This is a genomic window from Duganella sp. Dugasp56 (assembly GCF_047304105.1).
Classification (GTDB): Bacteria; Pseudomonadota; Gammaproteobacteria; order Burkholderiales; family Burkholderiaceae_D; genus Rugamonas; species Rugamonas hordei.
The window spans coordinates 21,586-40,442 of record NZ_JBGLYQ010000010.1; the positions used below are offsets into that span (position 1 = coordinate 21,586).

Here is an 18,857-nt window from a genome sequence, read left to right on the forward strand (position 1 = left end):
AAGACTCTTTCAATAGTGGGTAGACGGGGGGACGTCGAATACTATAACCCAGATCGTCGAGCCTGAATAAGAGCTTGCAGCTATATGCTTATTACGGTTGCAACATGGATTCCGGCGTCACTTCGTGCAGCGGCTGGGCTTCCTGCGGCGCGCCGCCCTCGCCGGCAGGCTTCTTCTTGCGGAATCCTTGCCAGATTTTCAACGGCCCGCTGCCCCGTTTTTTGCGCAGCAACACATAGCCGCCCGCCCCCAGCAACAACAGCAGGCCGGCGCCGGCGGCGATCATCGTCGTGGTGCCGAAGCCGCTTTCCGCCGGCTTGTCCTTTTCCTTCTTGTATTTCAGCTTGGGCAACACGCGCACCTTCTTGACCGAAGCAGCCGCCTCGGCCGACGCACCGCCTGACGCCACCGAAGCAGCCGAAGCAGCCGAAGCAGCTGTCGCGGCCGATGCCGCCTTCGCCGAGGCGGCTCGCGCCACCGGCGCCGGCGTCTGCGAGGCCGAAGCCGAGGCCGCAGCTGGCGATGCCGGCGCCGCCACGGCCTTCCGCGCCGGCGACGTGGCCGCCCCCAGCGCGCCCTGCAGCATCTTCACCTTGCCCTCCAGCTCCACCAGCTTGCTGGACAACGCCGCGCTGTGCCCGTCCAGCGCCACGCACTCCTTCGCCGTCATGCCCGACGGCGCGCACGCCGCCGGATCCGCCGGCCGCTTGACGCCCTTCGGCAACGGCAAAGGCGGCAACGGCAACAAAGCCTGCGCCACCGTCAACGGCACCATGCCCTCCGCACGCGCCGGTTCCGCGCTGACGGCCGGTTTGGCAACCGGCGCAGGCGGCGATACCCGCCGCGAAGCAGGCGCCGGCCCGGCGGCGGCCTTCAAATCCCCCGGCTTGCCCACCTCCGACTCGTGCGCGGAAGGCAAAGGCGCCGGCCGCGCCCGCTGCGGCGCAGCCGGTACGGTCGGCACAGCGGCCACCGGCACGGATGGCGCGGCAACAACCGGCTCCGCCACCCTGGCCGCCGGCAAGGCCACCTGCACCGGCGGAGGCGGCGGCGCCGGATTCGGATCCACCTGCAGCCATACCGTGGCCGCCCGCACATCCTGCCGGCCGGCCGCGCTCAACTCCAGGAACAAATGGACGTACTCCGCATCGATATTACGGGTGGTGGTCACATGCAGGAACTGCCTGCCGTCGCGCCGGTAGATCGACATGTGCACCGAGCCCAGCGCCGGATTCATCGTGATGTTCGCGCCGCGAAACACATCCGGCTGCGCCAGCTTGACCTGCAAGGCCGACACCTCGTCCGGCGCCAGCTGCACCAGCTCGATATCGGCCGCCAGCGGCTGGCCGATGAAGGACCGCACGGTGACATCGCCCAGTTCGGCCGCCCGCGCCTGGGCAGCCGCCAGCAGCAGCGCTGTCGCGCCGGCAAGGATCGAGGTCAGAAAAGGTGTGCGCTGCTGCATGTCGGAGTCGCTGTGACGCGAATGTTAAAAGTGTATATCAGCTATAACGGCTGATTTTCCCCGTTTTGTAGCCCCCGGTTAATTTTTGCAGACTGCGCTACACTATATCGTCCTTGTCAAACTCACATCATTGCACCCCAGCGCAAAGGAAAAACCATGAGTACCCGAAGCGAACGTGACAGTTTTGGACCGATAGCCGTGCCCGACGAGCAGCTGTGGGGCGCGCAAACCCAGCGCTCGCTGGAACATTTCCGCATCTCCAGCGAGCGCCTGCCGCTGGAACTGATCCACGCGCTGGCCAGCGTCAAGCGCGCCGCCGCCCACGTCAACCTCGAATTGGGCCTGCTGGAAGGGCCGAAGGCGGTCGCCATCACCCAGGCCGCCGACGAAGTGCTGGCCAACCGCCACCCGACCGAGTTCCCGCTGGCGGTCTGGCAGACCGGCTCCGGCACCCAGTCCAACATGAACATGAACGAAGTGCTGGCCAACCGCGGCTCCGAGCTGATGGGCGGCGTGCGCGGCGAGCGCCGCATGCTGCACCCGAACGACGACGTCAACAAGGGCCAGTCCTCGAACGACATCTTTCCCACCGCCATCCATGTCGCCGCCGCGCAGGCGCTGGCCAACCACGTGCTGCCGTCGCTGCGCCAGCTGCGCGACAGCCTGCACGCCAAGGCCGAAGCGTTCGCCGACATCGTCAAGATCGGCCGCACCCACCTGCAGGACGCCACGCCGCTGACCCTGGGCCAGGAATTCTCCGGCTACGTCGCCCACCTGGACTTTGCCGAGCGCGCCATCAGCACCGCGCTGCCCGGCGTGCTGCAGCTGGCGGCCGGCGGCACGGCGGTCGGCACCGGCCTCAACGCGCACCCGGAATACGCGCACCGCATCGCCGCCGAACTCGAGCACAACCTGGCGCTGCCCTTCCGCAGCGCCGACAACAAGTTCGCCGCGCTGGCCGGCCATGACGCGCTGCTGTCGGCCCACGGCGCGCTCAAGACCTTGGCCGCCGCGCTGATGAAGATCGCCAACGACGTGCGCTGGATGGCGTCCGGCCCGCGCTCCGGCCTGGGCGAGATCACCATTCCCGAGAACGAGCCGGGCAGCTCCATCATGCCGGGCAAGGTCAACCCGACCCAATGCGAAGCGGTCACCATGCTGTGCTGCCAGGTGTTCGGCAACGACGTCGCCATCACCATGGGCGGCGCCTCGGGCAACTTCGAGCTGAACGTCTACAAGCCGATGATCGCGCACAACTTCCTGCAAAGCGCGCGGCTGCTGGCCGACGGCATGCGCAGTTTCGACGAGCATTGCGTGCACGGCATCGAGCCGAACCGGGCACGCATCGCCGAACTGATGGAACGCTCGCTGATGCTGGTGACGGCGCTGGCGCCGCACATCGGCTACGACAAGGCGGCGGAAATCGCCAAGAAGGCCCAGCACGAAGGCACCACCCTGAAGCAGGCCGCGCTGGAGCTGGGCTACGTCAGCGCCGAGCAGTTCGAGCAGTGGATCGTGCCGCTGGACATGACGCGTCCGGGCGCCAAAGGCTAGGTGGAAAGCTAGAAGCCGTAGGAGTAGCGCACGCCGGTCAGCCAGTCCGGCCGGGCGTTCGCGTCGTGGCCGGGATTGACGCGCCACATGACGGCGCCGGTCACCTTGCCCAGCCGGCCATCCTTGCCGAACATGGTGGTGTAGCCGAATTCCAGGTCGCGCTCGGTGGCCGTGGGCCGCAGGTTCAAGGTCGGCGCGCCGTAGACCGGGGCGCCCGCATCGCCGCCCTGCTGCGCCGGCCCGCTGAATTGCAGCGTGCCGCTGCGCACCTTGGCCGGGATCGAGAACGTCACCGCGAAGCGGTCGTGGTTGTTGAACAGCTCGCGCGTGGCCACGCCGACGCTGAACGCCACCGTCCGCACCGACGACACCTGCGCGATCAGGCTGTCCGGCGTGCCGATGCCCTCGGTCCGGCCGTAGGACGCCATCGCCATCAGCGAGCTGCGCGCGCTCAGCGCATAGCCCAGCGATGCCGACGTGAAGGTGGTGGTGGGGCGCACATACGAGGATAGCGTGGGCGTCTGCTGCGTGCCCAGCGCGGTGCCGTTTTCGCGCAGGATGCCGATGGTCACGATGCCGACCGCGCGGCCGATTTTCTTTTCAAATTCCGCACTGCTGAGGAAGCGCCTGCTGTGCTCGTTGAGCATCGGTCCCAGCGGATCGAGCAGCGCCAGATTGTCCGGCAAGGCGCCGAAATGCAGCCGGGGGCCTCCGCTGAAGATGCGCGACTGGCCGTCATTGCGCGCCTGCACCTGCTCGCTGAGCGCCGACTGCCGGTCGGCCGTATCGAACAGCAAGGACGAACTGGCCCGTTTTTCAAACGCGGGCGGTAGGCTGGAAGAAGGGAAAGGGTCCGATGCGGCTGCGCCCACCACTGCTGGGAGCGGTAACAACATCCAGGCAACAAACCGACAAGACTTATTCATGATGCAACTCGCTGAGGGACAACCGTGCTGCACAAATATTCAGCAGTTAATTCAGCATAGCCTGTTTTTTTCTCGACGGCAACCTCAACCGGAGCGCCGTCGGGGAGTAAACTGCGGGCCTGTCGGAATGCCGCTACACTACCGGAAAGGCGGAGCGGCGCCGATTTCACATCATAGCAACAGAGGATAAAATGCAGAAAGTAAGTTTTGAATTGAGCGGTGAATTTGTTGAGCTGAATCAGTTATTGAAGCTGGTCGGCCTGTGCGACAGCGGCGGCGCCGGCAAGATGATGGTGGCCAGCGGCACGGTCAAGGTCGACGGCAAGCAGGAGTTGCGCAAGACCGCCAAGATCCGCGCCGGCCAGCAAGTGACCGTCGGCGACATCCGCATCAGCGTCGACGCCGTGTAATTTTATCTTGCATTTGAGCAACAACGAGCTAAGCTGAAGGTAAGGGGTGGCGCGTTTGACGGCGCGCAAACCGGCGGACCGGCCCGTCGCTATATTGGGATAGCTTGTCGTGCGGCTTTTTCAACCAGTTTATTTATGAGCAGGGGAACGTCATGGACGATCCTGAACACAACTTGCCCACCCAGGAGCGTCTGCTGGACGACCTGCGGCAAGTGATCGAAAACGCCGAAGAGTTGCTGAAGAATACAGACCAGTACAACGGCTCGTTGTACCAGACCGCCCGCGCCAAGCTGGCGCAGGCGCTGCAGACCGCCACCGAAGAACTGGCGCGCTTCGAAGACATCCAGCTCGACCGTATGATCGAGCTGACCACCGCCGCCAACCGCCTGCACCGGGACCTGACCGGCGAGGCGAAAATCCTGCGCGCCTTCAAGCCGACCTGATCAGCGACGCCGCGCCAGCCACGCATCCAGCGACACCTTCCCCGGACCAAACGCCACCAGCACCAGCAGCAGCGCGCCCCAGTAGAAATGGTCGTTGATGGCGGCCGGGCATTCAAAGCTGAACAGCTGCGGGTAGGAAATCACCGCCATCGCATTGACGAAAAACAGCGCCAGCGCCGCCGGGCGCGACACCAGTCCGACAAACAGCAGCAGCGGCAGCAGCAGCTCGCCGGTGGCTCCGGCATACGCCGCCACATCCGGCGGCAGCAGCGGCACCTTGTATTCGTCGTGGAACAGCGCCAGCGTGGCGCTCCAGTCGCCGACCTTGACCATGCCGGCCTTGATGAATTGCCAGCCCACATACCAGCGCAGCGCCAGGCTGATCAGTGAACCGCCCCACTCCGTCAGCGCGGCGTCGTAGCGGGACAGTTGTTGATGAATGCCGAGGATAGCTCTCATGATTCTGCTTTCAAAATTGGTTAGTCGCCGTTATGCGGCTATCCTGACAATCAAAGCGCAATCCATCCACAGCCGCAGATTGCCCGCCACGTCATAGGCCTCGTCAAGCTCGAACGCCGCGTCCAGCGCCGCGCCGAACTCGCCGCCGGCCGCCAGCACCGACAACGCCGCGTGGCTGGCCGCGTCGAGCGGCAGCACCTGCGTCTTCCACTGCGGCCGCGTGACCAGCCCGTGGCAAGGCAGCGCCAGCTCGGCGGGAAACTCGACGCCGCTGTCCGGCTGGTGCGCCTGCCACAGCGCGATCGTGGCCCAGTCCGACGCCAGCAGCGTGCACGCCGGGTGCAGCTGCATCCGCGCCGTTTCGATCTGTTCCGGCGACAACGCCGCCATCTGCTGCGGCGTCACCGCTTCCGCCGACGGCGCATAGTGCGCGCGGTGCAGCGCCCATTCCAGCGTGGCCATGTCGGGCAGGTAGGGATAGTCGGCCACATGCGGGAAGTGGCGCAGGAAGGTGGCGAAGTGCGCGCCGAACCGGTTCAGGTCGCCGCTGTCGGACGGATGTGCGCGGCCATAGGCCTGCGCCAGCCCGCCAAAGAATTCCTCGCCCACCAACTGCCGGATCACCGGATAGACGGCGGCCAGCGTCTTGTCCCAGGTGGCGGTCAAGTTGCCGCGATACAGCGCGAAGCGATGCTCGTTCTGTTCGCCCTTGAACTGCGCCAGCACCTGCGGCGTCTGCCGGGCGTCGAACAGCGCGCCGGCAAACAGCTGCTGGCTGGCCGCCAGCGCCGGGGCGTCTTCCTCCACCGCCGCATCCGCCGGTACCGCCGGCACCGCCGCCGGGCCGATGCCGTTGCCGGCGGCGTGGCGCCGATGCAGCACCCTCGCCTTTTCCGCCTCGCCCAGCAGCACTTCCAGCGCCGGTATATCGGTATCCCATTCGATCAAGGTCGGCACCGCGCCAAACCGTTGCAGCGCCGCCTCGTACAGGCGCCACACCGGCTCCGCCACCGTGTCGCCGTGATGGTCGATCACCGCCTGCGGCGTCACCAGATGGCCGGCCAGATGCATCTCGCCCACCATGCCGGGTTGGATCGCGGCAAGCGCGGCCAGCGCATCCTCGCCGTGGTTGCATTGGTTGACGTACAGGTTGTTGATGTCCAGCAGCAGGCCACAGCCGGTGCGCGCCGCCAGCGCCACCATGAACTCGGCCTCGCTCATCGAGTCCTGGTGGAAGCGCACATAGGTCGACACGTTTTCCAGCAGCAGCTGGCGCTGCAGCGTGTCCTGGACCCGGCCGACGCGGGCGCTCAGCAAGTCCAGCGCGGCGCGGTCCAGGGTCAGCGGCAACAAATCATTGAGCTGGCGGTCGCCGACGGCGCCCCAGCATAAGTGTTCGGATACCAGCACCGGCTCCACGCGCCGCACCAGGTCGCGCACCCGTTGCAGATGCTGTTCGGAGAAGCCGCGCGCCGAGCCCAGTCCCAGGCCGACGCCATGCAGGCTGATCGGATAATCGCGCCGCAATTGCTGCAGCACATGCCAGTCCCAGCCGGCTTGATCGAGATAGTTTTCTGTATGAACTTCGAGCCAGGCGGCGCGCGGCCGCTGCTCGATAAACTGCCGATAATGCGGAGCCCGCAGCCCCACGCCCACACCCGGCATCCGCTCCGGTAGACGTGGCGACGTCATGGCTCCGCGACAGGCTGACGGATTACTTGGCTGGCGCGGTGGTTTTGCCGCCGGCCTTTTCGCAGGTGCCCTTGGCCACATATTTCCACTCGGCGGCGCCGTTGTCGGTTTTCGACTGGCCGGCGCAGGAATGCGCGCCATTCGCAGCGGCGCAATCGTTCTGGCCAGCCTTGGCGATGCCGTAGCACTTTTCCTTGTCATCGGCGGCGGCGGCGGAGCCGGCGCTTGCGGCGCATACGGTAACCAGGGCGGCGGCGATCAGGGCTTGACGTTTGTTCATGGTAAGTCTCCTAAGTGGAAGAAAAGGTTGAATGTGCAACGTAATCGTCTGCAACTGTACGATAGTCGGCAGGCGATGGTCCAGCCTTACAGGATTTTTTAGGTTTTTTTTCAAAAAAGGGAATCTCAACCCGAAAACAGACGCAGCGTACCAGCAATAACGCTTGTACGCATCAAACTGTTGACTGGATTCAAAACGGGGAGAAAGCGCGGCGCAGGAATACGCCAGCGCACCGCGCGCCGGGATGGAACGCGGTGAGTTGCCGCTCAGGCGGTCGTATTGATGGTGTTGCCGAGATGCGAAGGCAGATTCGGCGCCGATGGCACCGGAGGAATCGCCTCGATCAGGGCCGCAGCACTGGATGCCTGGATGTCCTGGGCTTTCTTCAACACGGCAACGCCGACAGCCTGTTTGGTACCAGTGTCTGCAATAGTCGTTGCGGCTTGAGCAATACCTGAAACGTCCATGTGATTCTCCATTAAGGCGTATCCCTAATTTACGGACGTTTCGGGCGTAACTTTAGGCGTTTGGCGGACTTTTTTTCAGATGGTCGCGCAGCCAGGCCAGCACCAGCGGCGGCTGGTTCAACTCCAGCCACGCCATACCGGCCGGCAAGTCGGCCGGCGCCGGCTGGTCCGAAGCCACCGCGATCACATGCGGATCGTGCGGATACAGCGGCGGTTTGCCGGAGGCGGCGCGGTAGACTTCCAGCTTGTCGATCGGATAGGACTTGAAGCCTTCGAGCAAGGTCAGGTCGGCTGGCGCCAGGCGGCCGAGCTGTTCTTCCAGCGATGGCTCGGGCGCGCCGCGCAGCTCGCGGATGATGGAGACGCGGAACGGCGATGCCACCATCACCTCGGCCGCGCCCGCCATGCGCAAGCGCGCGCTGTCCTTGCGCGGTGGCTCCAGTTCCAGGTCGTGGTGGCTGTGCTTGATGACATTGACCTTCAAGCCTTCGGCCGCCAGCTCGGCGATGAGAAACTCCAGCAAGGTGGTCTTGCCGCTGCCCGACGTCCCGATGACCGCCAGGACCTGGCGCTTCTTTCCCTGCTCTTTCTGCATTCACAGTACCCCACAGCACGATCTTGCCGCCATTATACGCAGCAGTCGGCAACCGGAGAGCTGCGGCTTATTCTTCCTTCAGGGGTTTGAAACTTTCTCTGCGGGCACCACCGGCGCCCAGCAGCAGCAAGCCGATGCAGGCCAGCGCCGCGCCGGAACCGATTTCCCGCTGCGGCGCTTCATGCTGTTCCGCCGCATGGGCACGCGGCAGGACGAAGGCGGCCGCTATCAGCAGCGGCAACAATTTCAAGTGTTTCATGATACATCCCTTGCATTGAGTTCAATGATGGAAAAATATCATTTTTACATGACGACCTTGTGACACGTTCAATACGGAACGCGGTAGCGATAGCCCTTGAAATTGAACACCGCTTCCTTCGGCTGCAATTTCTCCAGCGTCAGCCCGGGCGCCACCTCCTCCCCCTCGTGGCGCAAGACCTTGTCGATCAACAGCAGGCGGTCCGCGGCATTTTTCGAATAGATATAGCCGCCGACGGCGATCTGCGGAATCGAGCGCTGTATCGGCTCGGGCAGGTCGCGCAAGTTCATCACCGGCTCTTCCGGCGCGGCCTTGGACGGCGGCTGGACAGCGGCGGCCGGCTGAGGACGCGGCTGCGGCGTAATCGTCGCCACCGGCGGCGGCAGCGGGACGGGCGCCGGCGCTTCGGCCTGGGTCGCCTTCAGCACCAGGTCCGGCCGGGGCGCCTTGGGCGGCAGCTTTGCCGCCGGCGCGGCGGCCTGCTGCGCAACCTCCGGCTGGCCTTGCTGCCCGGGCCGCAGCACGATCGCCAGCAACACCAGGATCACCACGCCCATGCCCAGCAGCGCCAGCATCATCGGCTTCCTGCGATTGGCGCCGGCCGCCTGTTCGGCCGTCTGCAGCGTCGGCGCGTGCAAGGTCGGCGCCGTGCCCAGCTGACGTTCCGCCTGCGCCTTTTTCAGCGCTTCCAAGATATAAGACATATTATTTCCCTGCCCCGGCGGCGCTGGCCAGCAAGCGCGGCTCCTGCACGCCGCCCAGCTGATACAAGCGGATGAAAGTTTTCGGACCGGCCACGCCGTCCGCCTTGAGATGCTGCTCCATCTGGAAATCGACCAGATGCTTGCGTAGGCCGGCGTCCAGCGGCTGGTTTTCCTGCGGCTTCTTCAGTCCGTAGATTTGCGCCAGGCGCTTGGCCAGCCAATCGACGTCGGGACCATGGTCGCCGGTCGAGATCTCGTCGCGCCAGCTGCGCGGCGCGCGCCAGAACGTGGTGAACTCGCCATCGAAGCGGGCCGCCAGCGCATCGACGGCGATGGTCTGCGGCTTGCCGCCGGCCGCCACGATGGTCGCGCCGTGTTCGTCCAGCGCGGTCAGCAGCACGTAATTGGGCGCGGTCGGATCGTCGCGCAGCGTCAGCATGGCAGGGCGGTCGAGCAGGCGCAGGTCGTCGATGCCGCCCCGGGTTTGCAGGCAGCGCAGGTTCAGCCGCGCCGCCGTCGGGCAAGGCTCGCCCTCCGGCAAGGCCAGGCCCCAGATCGCCGCCAGTTGGCGCAAGGCCGCGGCGCTGCCGCCGGCAGCAGGCGCGGCCGCCGGAACAGCTGATGCGGCCGGCACCGGCGCAGGCGTCGCCGCCACCGGTGCCACAGCCGCCTGCGCGGACCGCACCACCGGCTTGACATCATGCACCGCCAATTGCCACACCGCGACACTGATCGCCACGCCGCCCAGCACGCCCGCCGCCACCAGCGGCCAGCGCGCACCGGACAGCCAGCCGCCCTGCCCGCCGGCCGCCGCATCCTGTCCGGCAAACACCTCGGCCGCCGCCTTGCGCAGGATATTGCGCGTCACCTGCGGCTGGTTCTCCACGTACGCGCCCAGCAAAGCCCGGTCGCACAGCAGATTGATGCGTCGCGGCACGCCCTTGGCCAGGCCGTGCACCAGCCCCATCAGCCGGCGCGGAAACGGCGCGATCGCGCCGGCCCCGGCCACCGCCAGGCGATGCTCGATATACGCCCCTGTTTCCGCCTCCGACAGCGAACCCAGGTGATAGCGCGCGATCACCCGCTGCGCCAATTGCTCCAACTCCGGACGGGCCAGCATCGTGCGCAGCTCCGGCTGGCCGATCAGGATAATCTGCAGCAGCTTGCGCTCGCTGGTCTCCAGGTTGGTCAGCAGGCGCAACTGTTCCAGCACCTCGGCCGACAGGTTCTGCGCCTCGTCGATGATCAACACGTTGTTGCGGCCCTGCGCGTGGCTGGCCAGCAGATAGGCATTGATCGCATCCACATAGCCCTTGACGCTGACCGCGCCCGCGCCCTGCGGCGCCAGCTCGATGCCGAACTCGTCGCAGATCGACAGCAGCAACTCCTCCACCGACAGCTTGGGATTGAAGATATAGCCCAGCTTGCAGTTCTCGGGGATCTGTTCCATGAAGCAGCGGCAGACGGTGGTCTTGCCGGCGCCTATCTCCCCGGTCAACAGCACGAAGCCGCCGCCGCTGCCAATGCCGTACAGCAGATGCGCCAGCGCCTCCCGATGGCGCTCGCTCATGAACAGGTAGCGCGGATCGGGCGCGATGGAAAACGGCGATTGCTTCAGATTAAAGAAATGCGTGTACATGAAGGCCCTGGCAACGCGCTATTTCAAGCGCTGCCGCACCGGCGGTGGTTGCACGGGAGGCAAGGGCTTGAACTTGGCGCAGTAAATCTTGGATTTGGTATCGAAATACACGATGCGGCTGGCCGGCTTGGCCTCGCGCACCGGGAACGCCGAGCTGTCGATTCTCGCATAATGCACGCCGACCTGGGTGATGATGGATTGCTCCAGCACCTCAGGGGTCGCCTCGGCCACGGCGCCGACGAAAATATAGGTGCTGGTGTCGTCGCTGACCATGACTTCGGAAATCGCCGTGCCCCACAGGCTGGCGCCGTCGGTCTTGAACCAGTAGGCGCCGCCGTCGTGCTTGTAGGGCTGGCCGAAGGCCTTGCGCAGGTACTCGTAGAAATAGAGATTGTCGGTCTGGTCGCGGCACAGCAGGCCGTTGCCGATGATGGTGCCGAACGTGGTCGGCACCGATTGCGCGCCGGCGGCGCAGCAGGCCGCCATCAGCACGGCGCACAGGGCGCCGCGCGGCATGCGCGAGAGCGACGGCATTATAACTTTGACAGCCAGGACCGGTTGGCGCTGATGCGTGCCTTGGCCGTGGCCGGAAGGGCTTCGTAACAGCCAGGGTATTGTTTCAAGGCGCTTTCCCGAATTTCCTTCTGCAAACCGTTAATCAAAAAGATATACAACACAGAGCCGTCGTCGGTGTTTTTAGTTCCCATGTATCGAATCATATGCGCTCCTTATTTCCTGCGCAGGTGTTTCCCCGGCAACACGTCATGATTCCTCATTATGACATTCCGGGGTAAAAACACATACTGTTTCGCAGCAGTGCGCCCTCCCTGTTGGTAACGGCCGCCACACTGTTTCGCAGCAGTGCGCCCTCCCTGTTGGTAACGGCCGCCACACAGCGAAGTTGAATTGCAACTCAGTGCCGGTTTTTTGCAGTTGATCCCATCGTTATGCGCATCCGTCCCATTCCGCGCGCCGTCGTGGTGGTTTTGTCATATTGTTCAATCCTCGCCACTTCCCATAATCGAGATAAAAAATGAAGCAGACGATCCAATACACCGCGCTGGCCGCCGCCCTGCTGATGGCTGCCGTCGCCGTCCAGGCTGAAAACAAGGATGGCAAGGAAGACAACACCATCGGCACCGAAACGCGCACCGTGGCGCCGTTCACCAGCATCGCGCTCAGCGGCCCGTTCCGCGTGATCATCACCGCCCAGGCCGGCAACGGCATCGAACTGTCCGGTCTGCGCCGCCAGTTCGCCGACATCGAAACCTCGGTCAGCGGCGACACGCTGACGGTGCGCCAGCCGCGCCAGAAAAAAGGCTGGAACTTCAACTTCAGCTGGGGCAAGGACAGCAAGCCGCCGATGACGATACGCATCAGCGCGGCCAACCTGAAGAGCCTGCGCAACTCCGGCAGCGGCGACGTCGACCTGCAGCAATTCCAGGGCCAGCAGCTGGCGTTGACCTCCGAAGGCCCGGGCGACATCCACGCCAGCGGCAGCGTGCGCGACCTGACGGTGAACGCCTCGGGCAGCGGCGACGTCGACCTGCGCACCCTGAAAGCGGGCAGCCTGAACATCACCATGAACGGCCCCGGCGATGTCAACGCCAACGGCATCACGCAGGATGTCAACCTGGTGGTCAGCGGCTCGGGCGACCTCGACATCGGCGACATGCACGCCGGCAAAATCAACGCCGCCATGCACGGGCCGGGATCGGTCACGCTGCGCGGCACGGCCAAGGAAATCCGCGCCGAAGTGGCCGGTTCCGGCGATCTCGAAGCGTGCTCGCTGTCGGCCGACGCCGCCAGCGCCATGCTGCACGGCCCCGGCGAAGCCTGCCTGGCCGGCAACATCAAGAAATTCGACGCCGAGGTGCACGGCTCGGGCGATCTGACGGTGCGCGGCCTGCAGGCGCCGACGGTGCGCGCCCTGCTCAGCGGTCCGGGCAATATGAACCTGTCGGGCAGCGTGGGGATGCTGAGTGCGGAAGTGAGCGGCTCGGGCGACCTCGACGCCAAGAGCCTGCAGGTGGCGCGCGCGGTCACGCGCAGCCGCGGCCCGGGCAACATCTACCTGGCCAAGGTCAGCGACGCGCTGGAAGCGGAAGTCAGCGGCTCGGGCGACCTGAGCGCCACTACCGACTGCAAGGACGTGCGGCTGAACATGCACGGCCCCGGCGAGGTCAAGCTGGACGGCAAGACCGCCAACCTGACCGCGCAGCTGAGCGGCTCCGGCAACCTGAACGCCCGCCAGTTGTGGACCAAGCAAGCCGACGTCACGGTACGCGGCCCCGGCAACGCCGTCGTCAACGTCAACGACAAGACCACCACCTACGAGCGCAACCGCCAGCACACCAACTAAACTAAAGCGGGGTCAGTTTCGCGTCGTATGGATGCAGGTTTTCGATAAACAGCAGTTCCGTCTCGTCCGGCTCTTCCAGACACATCGTAATCATCATCGGACCATCCTCCATGCGGCCCAGGAAATGCCTGGGCCAGCGGTTCTTGCGGTGGGTCTTCAGCACTTCCATTCCCAGCTTGGCCAACGGCGCCTTGACGCCGGCCGTCAACGCTTCGCGCTGCCAGTCGTCCCAGTAATCACTCATCTTCTACTCTCAAAATTGCACTAAACCGCTAGTGTACTCCCTCGGCCCCTCCGCCTACCAAAACCAGACCAAAGTGGCATGCAAATGCGACACCTGACCACTTGCCGCGTTTTTATTCAATAGCCAATAAAAACAATAACTTACAAATACATTCAAAGACGACAACGCCAGTCCACTTCAATATTTTATAATACCAGTTAAATACCTGTTGACAAGCTGGTTTGCCAACCATATAGTGCCCTCAACTCTCCGGATTACCGGATATCCCAGCGACAGTTTTCTCAGATAACCATGATCGAATTTTTAATCGGCGTTGATGGCGGCGGCAGCGGCACCCGGGTACGCCTGGCCCGCACCGACGGCGTTGAATTGGCGGAAGGCGTCAGCGGACCGTCCGGCCTGCTGCACGGCATCGCCAACGCCTGGGCGTCTGTCGAGGATGCCGCCGGCATGGCCTTCCGCGCCGCCGAACTGGAATTCCCGGCCAAGGACAAGATCGCCATCGGCCTCGGCCTGGCCGGCGTGCACAACAAGCAGTGGGCGGCTGAATTCGTCGCCGCCAATCCCGGCTACGCCCGCGTGGCGCTGGAGACCGACGGCCACACCACGGTGCTGGGCGCGCATCGCGGCCAGCCCGGCGCCATCATCGCGCTCGGCACCGGCAGCGTCGGCGAGATCAAGCGCGCCGACGGCAGCCACGTCGAAGTCGGCGGCTGGGGCTTCCCCGCCGGCGACGAAGCCAGCGGCGCCTGGATGGGACTGCGCGCGGTCAACCATATACAGCAAGTGCTTGACGGCCGCCTGTCCGGCAGCGCCTTCGCCGACGACGTGGCCAACGCCTGCGGAGGCGAGCGCAACGCAATCCAGAACTGGCTCGCCAAGGCCACGCAGACCAATTACGCGCAACTGGCACGCATCGTGCTGCAGCACGGCGAATCGAACGAGGCGGCGCGCCTGATCCTGCTCGAAGCGGGACGCGAAGTGGAAATCATGGCCAACGCGCTGGACACCACCGGCACGCTGCCGATCGCCCTGTGCGGCGGACTGGCCGCGCCGCTGCGCCCGTACATGCCGGTATCGATGTTGAAGCGGATCGTCCTGCCGCAAGGCGATTCCGCGGCAGGTGCCCTGCGGCTGATCCAACAACGCCTGAAGGAGTGAACCAGTGCTAGCCCAGTTGAGCGATTTCAAGCCGGATGCAGACAGCGATACCCCGTTATACATGCAGCTTGCGAACAAGCTGTCCGACGGGATCGCCGACGGCGGCTGGCGCGCCAACGAGGCTTTGCCGTCCGAGCGCGTGCTGTCGGAGATGCTTAACATCTCCCGCGTCACCGCCCGCAAGGCGATCGACATGCTGTGCGACCGTGGCATGCTGACCCGCAAGCGCGGTTCCGGCACCTACATCACGCCGAAACTGGAGCAGCCCTTGTCGCGCCTGACCAGCTTTTCCGAGGAGCTGCGCGAACGCGGCTTCACCGCCGGCTCGCGCTGGCTGCAGCGCGACATCGGCATCGCCTCGCCGGTCGAGCTGCTGTCGCTGGGCCTGTCGCCGAACATGCCGGTGGCGCGCCTGAAGCGCCTGCGCACCGCCGACGACGTGGTGATGGCGATCGAGACGACCACCATCCCGGCCCAGTACATGCCGAACCCGCACAGCGTCACCGATTCGCTGTACGGCTACCTGGAAGCCAACGGCACCATCCCGATGCGCGCGCTGCAGCATATCCGCGCCGTCAACGCCAGCGCCGAGCAGGCGCGCCTGGCCAATATTCCTGCGGGTGCTGCGATGCTGCATATCACCCGCGTCAGTTATCTCGACAACGGCGCAGCGGTGGAACTGACCCACTCGTATTGCCGCAGTGATTATTATGAATTCGTAGCGGAGTCGCGCAGATGAGCGATGCAATCAAAGGCAATATCCTGACATCGGCGGGCTGGGTCCGCGGTGAGATCACGTTCGGTGTACGCATCGCGGCCATCCAAGGCAGCAGCGTCGACCCTTCGCAAAACGAAGACGTCTATATCCTGCCGGGGTTTATCGACCTGCACGTGCACGGCGGCGGCGGCAAGGACGTGATGGAAGGCGGCGACGCCGTCCACACCATCGCCGCCATCCATGCAAAGCACGGCACCACCAGCATGCTGGCCACCACGATGACGGCGCCGCCGGACGATATCGACCTGGCGCTGAAAGGCATCGGCGCCGCCGCCGTCAGTCGCGGCAAGGGCGAGGCGCGCGTGCTCGGCGCCCACCTCGAAGGCCCGTACATCAACTCCGGCAAGCTCGGAGCGCAGCCGCCGTTCGCGCGTTCGGCCAAGCTGGCCGACGTCGAGCGCCTGGAAACCATGGCGCCGCTCAAGCTGATCACCGTGGCACCGGAAATCGGCGGCCATCTGGAACTGGTCAAGGAACTGTCCGACGCCGGCATGCGCGTGCAGATCGGCCATACGCTGGGCACCTATGAAGACGGCGTCGCCGCGCTGAAGCAGGGCGCGCACGGCTTCACCCATCTGTTCAACGCCATGACCGGCCTGCACCACCGCGAGCCGGGCATGGTCGGCGCCGCGCTGGCCCACGCCCAGTACGCCGAATTCATTCCCGACCTGCTGCACGTGCACCCGGGCGCCATCAAGACCGCGCTGCGCTGCATACCCAACCTGTACTGCGTCACCGATTCGACCTCCGCCACCGGCATGCCGGACGGCGAGTACATGCTGGGCCGCCAGGTCGTCATGAAATGCATGGGCGGCGTACGCCTGCCCGACGGCACGCTGGCCGGCAGCACACTCACTATGGACCAGGCGCTGCGCAACCTGGTCGGACTCGGCCTCGATCTGGCGGATGCCTCGGCACGGGTCTCAACGTATGCGGCCGATTATCTCGGCTTGCAAGAGCGGGGCCGCCTGGCCCCCGGCGCCTACGCCGACTTCGTGGTGCTCGACCGTGACCTGAACCTTAAAGCCGTCTATATCGAAGGAGAATTGTTGTGACCTCAATGATGTTGAAAGAAGCCCTGTCCGCAGCTGATTGCGTAGCCCTGCAACTGGCCAGCGACGGCGATCGTTACGCGGAACTGGGCCGCAAATTGAGGAGCACTTCCTTCTCGACCGCGCTGACCATCGCGCGCGGCAGTTCGGACCATGCCTGCGCCTACGCCGCCTACCTGATCATGGCGCGCCTGGGCCGCGTGGTGGCGTCGCTGCCGATGTCGCTGGTCACGCTGAACAAATCGCCGCTGATCACCCGCGACACGCTGGCCATCTCGATCTCGCAATCGGGCCAGAGCCCGGACGTGGTCGAGCCGATCAAATACTTCCGCGACGGCGGCGCCACCACCATCGCGCTGGTCAACGACATCGATTCGCCGCTGGCCCATGCCGCCGAATTCGCGATGCCGCTGCGCGCCGGCAAAGAGCAGAGCGTGGCCGCGACCAAGAGCTTCATCACCAGCCTGGTGGCCGGTGCCCGCCTGGTCGCGCAATGGCAGAACGATCCGGAGCTGCTGGCCGGACTGGAAGCCTTGCCCGACTCGCTGCGTGCAGCCGCCAAGGAAGACTGGACCTCGGCGCTGGAAGTGCTGGCCCCTGCCCGCAACATCATGGTGGTCGGTCGCGGCATCAGCTTCCCTGTGGCGCTGGAAGCCTCGCTGAAATTCAAGGAAACTTCGGCACTGCAGGCGGAAGCCTTCAGCGGCGCGGAAATCAAGCACGGCCCGATGGCGCTGATCGAAGAAGGCTACCCGCTGGTGATCTTCGCCACCCGTGGCCCGACGCAGGCGAGCCTGCTGCAGCTGGCGACCGAAATGCGCGGCCGCGGCGCGCGCGTGCTGCTGGCCGCTCCGGCCGACGTGGCCGAACGCGACCTGACCTTGCCTGTCGCGGCAACGCCGGATCTCGATCCTATCGTTGCGATCCAGGCCTTCTACGTGATGGCGGCCCAGCTGTCGGCGGCACGCGGCATGGATCCGGATGCTCCGCGCCACCTGAGCAAAGTCACCAAGACCAACTAAGCAATGTCGCCAGCAGCCCCGCCGTCATTCCCGCGCAGGCGGCGGTGCGCCGTCGCGCAATCCATACTGATGTGGAGCTCACGCTCAGCATGGATCCCCGCTTTCGCGGGGATGACGGCGGTGACGCTATGTATGTCCGCTGCACTCGCCTCGGAAAAAATCGAGTTCTGGACCTTCAGCATGAAGCCCAAATTCACGCCCTACTTCGAGACGCTGGTGAAGAACTACGAAGCCGGCAATCCGGGCGTGAAGGTGGAGTGGGTGGACTTCCCCTGGGACGTCATCCAGACCAAGCTGGTCACCCGCATCGTCGCCGGCACGCCGCCTGCGCTGGTCAACCTGAACGTGCCGTGGGCCGACGAATTCGCCCGCGACGGTTTGCTGACGCCGGTCGACGCCCTGCTGGCCGACGCCCGCCCGCGCTACCTCGCCAGCACGCTGGAGGACCTGACCTTCGGCGGCAAGACCTACGGCTTCCCCATGTACAGCAACGTCGCCGTCATCGCCTACAACACGCAGATCTTCAAGGCAGCCGGCATCCCCCACGCGCCGCGCGACCTGGACGAGCAGCTGCTGTTCGCCCGGCAGATCGCCGCGCGCACCGGCAAGGCCGGCCTGTGCCCAGCGCTGTCCAAGATCGACGGGCTGATGATGCAGCAGGGGCTGGCCGTCATCAGGGACGGCAAGGCCGTCTTCAACTCGCCCGCGCACATCGCGCTGATCAAAAAGCTTGCCGATACCTACAAGGCAGGCGGCCTGCTGAAGGATGCGCTGTTCGCCGAAGATAACTTCCCCGCCGCGATCGACGCCTACAAGGGCGGCCGCCTCGGCATGCTGCTGGCGCCGCCCACGGCGGTCAAGCGCATCCAAAGCGACGCCAAGGACATCTACGCCATCACCGACGTCGCGCCAGCACCGCTGGGCCCCACCGGCATCGCCGACGGCGGCTGGCTGATTCACTTCGCCGTGCCGAAGAACGTCGATGCGAAGCTGCTGCCCGCCATCGGCAAGTTCGCCCGCTACCTGACCAACGACGCCAACCAGCTGGCCTTCGCCAAACAGGCCAGCGTCTATCCCGCGATGGCGCAAGCGGCCAACGATCCCTTCTTCATGACGGTGCCGCCGGGCGCCGGCGCGGCGGAAAAGGCCGTATCGGCGGGCGCGGTGTCGATGCCGCATTCGCATACGCTGTACGTGGCCGGCATTACCGACTACGACGAACTGCGCCGCTACCTGGTCAAGGCTGTGGAAGCCGGCGTCACCGGCAAGCAGGACGTGAAGCAAGCGCTGGACCAGGCCGTCGCGATCTGGAACAGGAAACTCGTTTCGCAGCGGAGCCACTGAG

At 65.1% G+C, this 18,857-nt stretch carries 22 protein-coding genes; 9 read left to right on the top strand and 13 right to left on the bottom strand.

Annotated features, from left to right (window positions below):
* Positions 1 to 91: 91 nt before the first annotated feature.
* Positions 92 to 1,465 (bottom strand): hypothetical protein, encoded by a 1,374-nt coding sequence (locus ACCD07_RS08775; protein ID WP_413447108.1) that lies wholly within the window; start codon positions 1,463 to 1,465, stop codon positions 92 to 94.
* A 156-nt stretch (positions 1,466 to 1,621) separates the two neighbouring features.
* On the opposite strand from ACCD07_RS08775, the gene fumC reads away from it, so the two are divergent.
* Positions 1,622 to 3,019 (top strand): class II fumarate hydratase, encoded by a 1,398-nt coding sequence (fumC, locus tag ACCD07_RS08780; RefSeq protein WP_176655013.1) that lies wholly within the window; start codon positions 1,622 to 1,624, stop codon positions 3,017 to 3,019.
* An 8-nt stretch (positions 3,020 to 3,027) separates the two neighbouring features.
* Here the strand turns inward: fumC and ACCD07_RS08785 are convergent, their stop codons facing one another.
* Positions 3,028 to 3,816: a hypothetical protein gene (locus tag ACCD07_RS08785; RefSeq protein WP_413447109.1), complete on the bottom strand. Its 789-nt coding sequence runs from the start codon at positions 3,814 to 3,816 to the stop codon at positions 3,028 to 3,030.
* A gap of 320 nt (positions 3,817 to 4,136) precedes the next feature.
* Here ACCD07_RS08785 and ACCD07_RS08790 point away from each other — a divergent pair, with 320 nt between their 5' ends.
* Together ACCD07_RS08790 and ACCD07_RS08795 are read left to right on the top strand one after the other, a co-directional pair.
* Positions 4,137 to 4,355 carry an RNA-binding S4 domain-containing protein gene (locus ACCD07_RS08790; protein WP_176655011.1) on the top strand — a complete coding sequence of 73 codons (219 nt, stop codon included), beginning with the start codon at positions 4,137 to 4,139 and terminating at the stop codon, positions 4,353 to 4,355.
* A 152-nt stretch (positions 4,356 to 4,507) separates the two neighbouring features.
* Entirely contained in the window at positions 4,508 to 4,798 is a 291-nt protein-coding gene (locus ACCD07_RS08795) for a hypothetical protein (protein ID WP_413447110.1), read from the top strand.
* Here ACCD07_RS08795 and ACCD07_RS08800 read toward each other — a convergent pair whose 3' ends face one another.
* The 10 genes from ACCD07_RS08800 to ACCD07_RS08845 all read right to left on the bottom strand — a co-directional run bounded on the left by ACCD07_RS08800 (position 4,799) and on the right by ACCD07_RS08845 (position 11,612).
* Complete coding sequence (locus ACCD07_RS08800) at positions 4,799 to 5,257, bottom strand: DoxX family protein (protein ID WP_176655009.1); 459 nt, start codon at positions 5,255 to 5,257, stop codon at positions 4,799 to 4,801.
* 30 nt (positions 5,258 to 5,287) lie between these two features.
* Positions 5,288 to 6,949 (bottom strand): DUF692 family multinuclear iron-containing protein, encoded by a 1,662-nt coding sequence (locus ACCD07_RS08805; RefSeq protein ID WP_413447111.1) that lies wholly within the window; start codon positions 6,947 to 6,949, stop codon positions 5,288 to 5,290.
* A 22-nt stretch (positions 6,950 to 6,971) separates the two neighbouring features.
* On the bottom strand, positions 6,972 to 7,229 hold the full coding sequence (locus ACCD07_RS08810; RefSeq protein WP_176655007.1) for a DUF2282 domain-containing protein: 258 nt from the start codon (positions 7,227 to 7,229) through the stop codon (positions 6,972 to 6,974).
* A gap of 266 nt (positions 7,230 to 7,495) precedes the next feature.
* Positions 7,496 to 7,696 (bottom strand): YjfB family protein, encoded by a 201-nt coding sequence (locus ACCD07_RS08815; protein ID WP_176655006.1) that lies wholly within the window; start codon positions 7,694 to 7,696, stop codon positions 7,496 to 7,498.
* Between the two features lie 52 nt (positions 7,697 to 7,748).
* Entirely contained in the window at positions 7,749 to 8,291 is a 543-nt protein-coding gene (gene mobB, locus ACCD07_RS08820) for a molybdopterin-guanine dinucleotide biosynthesis protein B (protein ID WP_353400604.1), read from the bottom strand.
* Positions 8,292 to 8,358: 67 nt separating this feature from the next.
* Positions 8,359 to 8,550, bottom strand: a complete 192-nt coding sequence (locus tag ACCD07_RS08825) for a hypothetical protein (RefSeq protein ID WP_353400601.1) — start codon at positions 8,548 to 8,550, stop codon at positions 8,359 to 8,361.
* Between the two features lie 68 nt (positions 8,551 to 8,618).
* Entirely contained in the window at positions 8,619 to 9,254 is a 636-nt protein-coding gene (locus tag ACCD07_RS08830) for a general secretion pathway protein GspB (RefSeq protein ID WP_413447112.1), read from the bottom strand.
* Between the two features lies 1 nt (position 9,255).
* On the bottom strand, positions 9,256 to 10,893 hold the full coding sequence (locus tag ACCD07_RS08835; protein ID WP_413447113.1) for an AAA family ATPase: 1,638 nt from the start codon (positions 10,891 to 10,893) through the stop codon (positions 9,256 to 9,258).
* A gap of 18 nt (positions 10,894 to 10,911) precedes the next feature.
* Positions 10,912 to 11,427: a hypothetical protein gene (locus ACCD07_RS08840; protein ID WP_176655001.1), complete on the bottom strand. Its 516-nt coding sequence runs from the start codon at positions 11,425 to 11,427 to the stop codon at positions 10,912 to 10,914.
* Positions 11,427 to 11,612: a hypothetical protein gene (locus tag ACCD07_RS08845; protein WP_176655000.1), complete on the bottom strand. Its 186-nt coding sequence runs from the start codon at positions 11,610 to 11,612 to the stop codon at positions 11,427 to 11,429. Before ACCD07_RS08845 ends, ACCD07_RS08840 begins: the two co-directional genes overlap by 1 nt.
* A 314-nt stretch (positions 11,613 to 11,926) precedes the next feature.
* Between ACCD07_RS08845 and ACCD07_RS08850 the strand changes: the two genes are divergently transcribed.
* A complete protein-coding gene (locus ACCD07_RS08850; RefSeq protein WP_413447114.1) occupies positions 11,927 to 13,255 on the top strand; it encodes a GIN domain-containing protein in 1,329 nt (442 codons plus the stop codon).
* 1 nt (position 13,256) lies between these two features.
* Here the strand turns inward: ACCD07_RS08850 and ACCD07_RS08855 are convergent, their stop codons facing one another.
* A complete protein-coding gene (locus tag ACCD07_RS08855) occupies positions 13,257 to 13,499 on the bottom strand; it encodes a hypothetical protein (protein WP_413447115.1) in 243 nt (80 codons plus the stop codon).
* A 291-nt stretch (positions 13,500 to 13,790) separates the two neighbouring features.
* Between ACCD07_RS08855 and ACCD07_RS08860 the strand changes: the two genes are divergently transcribed.
* The 5 genes from ACCD07_RS08860 to ACCD07_RS08880 all read left to right on the top strand — a co-directional run bounded on the left by ACCD07_RS08860 (position 13,791) and on the right by ACCD07_RS08880 (position 18,856).
* Positions 13,791 to 14,660, top strand: a complete 870-nt coding sequence (locus ACCD07_RS08860) for a BadF/BadG/BcrA/BcrD ATPase family protein (RefSeq protein ID WP_413447116.1) — start codon at positions 13,791 to 13,793, stop codon at positions 14,658 to 14,660.
* A 61-nt stretch (positions 14,661 to 14,721) separates the two neighbouring features.
* On the top strand, positions 14,722 to 15,399 hold the full coding sequence (locus ACCD07_RS08865; RefSeq protein ID WP_218087982.1) for a GntR family transcriptional regulator: 678 nt from the start codon (positions 14,722 to 14,724) through the stop codon (positions 15,397 to 15,399).
* Positions 15,396 to 16,493, top strand: a complete 1,098-nt coding sequence (gene nagA, locus ACCD07_RS08870; protein ID WP_176654995.1) for an N-acetylglucosamine-6-phosphate deacetylase — start codon at positions 15,396 to 15,398, stop codon at positions 16,491 to 16,493. Before ACCD07_RS08865 ends, nagA begins: the two co-directional genes overlap by 4 nt.
* A gap of 5 nt (positions 16,494 to 16,498) precedes the next feature.
* Positions 16,499 to 17,512 carry an SIS domain-containing protein gene (locus ACCD07_RS08875; RefSeq protein ID WP_176655224.1) on the top strand — a complete coding sequence of 338 codons (1,014 nt, stop codon included), beginning with the start codon at positions 16,499 to 16,501 and terminating at the stop codon, positions 17,510 to 17,512.
* 132 nt (positions 17,513 to 17,644) lie between these two features.
* Complete coding sequence (locus ACCD07_RS08880; protein ID WP_413447117.1) at positions 17,645 to 18,856, top strand: ABC transporter substrate-binding protein; 1,212 nt, start codon at positions 17,645 to 17,647, stop codon at positions 18,854 to 18,856.
* Position 18,857: the final 1 nt, after the last annotated feature.

Bases quoted from the DNA above. Each gene is read 5' to 3' on its own strand.
- ACCD07_RS08825 (WP_353400601.1), bottom strand. From the start codon at position 8,550: ATGAAACACTTGAAATTGTTGCCGCTGCTGATAGCGGCCGCCTTCGTC.
- ACCD07_RS08850 (WP_413447114.1), top strand. From the start codon at position 11,927: ATGAAGCAGACGATCCAATACACCGCGCTGGCCGCCGCCCTGCTGATG.
- ACCD07_RS08830 (WP_413447112.1), bottom strand. From the start codon at position 9,254: ATGTCTTATATCTTGGAAGCGCTGAAAAAGGCGCAGGCGGAACGTCAG.
- mobB (WP_353400604.1), bottom strand. From the start codon at position 8,291: ATGCAGAAAGAGCAGGGAAAGAAGCGCCAGGTCCTGGCGGTCATCGGG.
- ACCD07_RS08875 (WP_176655224.1), top strand. From the start codon at position 16,499: ATGATGTTGAAAGAAGCCCTGTCCGCAGCTGATTGCGTAGCCCTGCAA.
- ACCD07_RS08775 (WP_413447108.1), bottom strand. From the start codon at position 1,465: ATGCAGCAGCGCACACCTTTTCTGACCTCGATCCTTGCCGGCGCGACA.
- ACCD07_RS08880 (WP_413447117.1), top strand. From the start codon at position 17,645: ATGTCCGCTGCACTCGCCTCGGAAAAAATCGAGTTCTGGACCTTCAGC.
- ACCD07_RS08805 (WP_413447111.1), bottom strand. From the start codon at position 6,949: ATGACGTCGCCACGTCTACCGGAGCGGATGCCGGGTGTGGGCGTGGGG.
- ACCD07_RS08845 (WP_176655000.1), bottom strand. From the start codon at position 11,612: ATGATTCGATACATGGGAACTAAAAACACCGACGACGGCTCTGTGTTG.
- ACCD07_RS08815 (WP_176655006.1), bottom strand. From the start codon at position 7,696: ATGGACGTTTCAGGTATTGCTCAAGCCGCAACGACTATTGCAGACACT.
- ACCD07_RS08860 (WP_413447116.1), top strand. From the start codon at position 13,791: ATGATCGAATTTTTAATCGGCGTTGATGGCGGCGGCAGCGGCACCCGG.
- ACCD07_RS08800 (WP_176655009.1), bottom strand. From the start codon at position 5,257: ATGAGAGCTATCCTCGGCATTCATCAACAACTGTCCCGCTACGACGCC.
- fumC (WP_176655013.1), top strand. From the start codon at position 1,622: ATGAGTACCCGAAGCGAACGTGACAGTTTTGGACCGATAGCCGTGCCC.
- ACCD07_RS08795 (WP_413447110.1), top strand. From the start codon at position 4,508: ATGGACGATCCTGAACACAACTTGCCCACCCAGGAGCGTCTGCTGGAC.
- ACCD07_RS08865 (WP_218087982.1), top strand. From the start codon at position 14,722: ATGCAGCTTGCGAACAAGCTGTCCGACGGGATCGCCGACGGCGGCTGG.
- ACCD07_RS08790 (WP_176655011.1), top strand. From the start codon at position 4,137: ATGCAGAAAGTAAGTTTTGAATTGAGCGGTGAATTTGTTGAGCTGAAT.
- nagA (WP_176654995.1), top strand. From the start codon at position 15,396: ATGAGCGATGCAATCAAAGGCAATATCCTGACATCGGCGGGCTGGGTC.
- ACCD07_RS08810 (WP_176655007.1), bottom strand. From the start codon at position 7,229: ATGAACAAACGTCAAGCCCTGATCGCCGCCGCCCTGGTTACCGTATGC.
- ACCD07_RS08840 (WP_176655001.1), bottom strand. From the start codon at position 11,427: ATGCCGTCGCTCTCGCGCATGCCGCGCGGCGCCCTGTGCGCCGTGCTG.
- ACCD07_RS08835 (WP_413447113.1), bottom strand. From the start codon at position 10,893: ATGTACACGCATTTCTTTAATCTGAAGCAATCGCCGTTTTCCATCGCG.
- ACCD07_RS08855 (WP_413447115.1), bottom strand. From the start codon at position 13,499: ATGAGTGATTACTGGGACGACTGGCAGCGCGAAGCGTTGACGGCCGGC.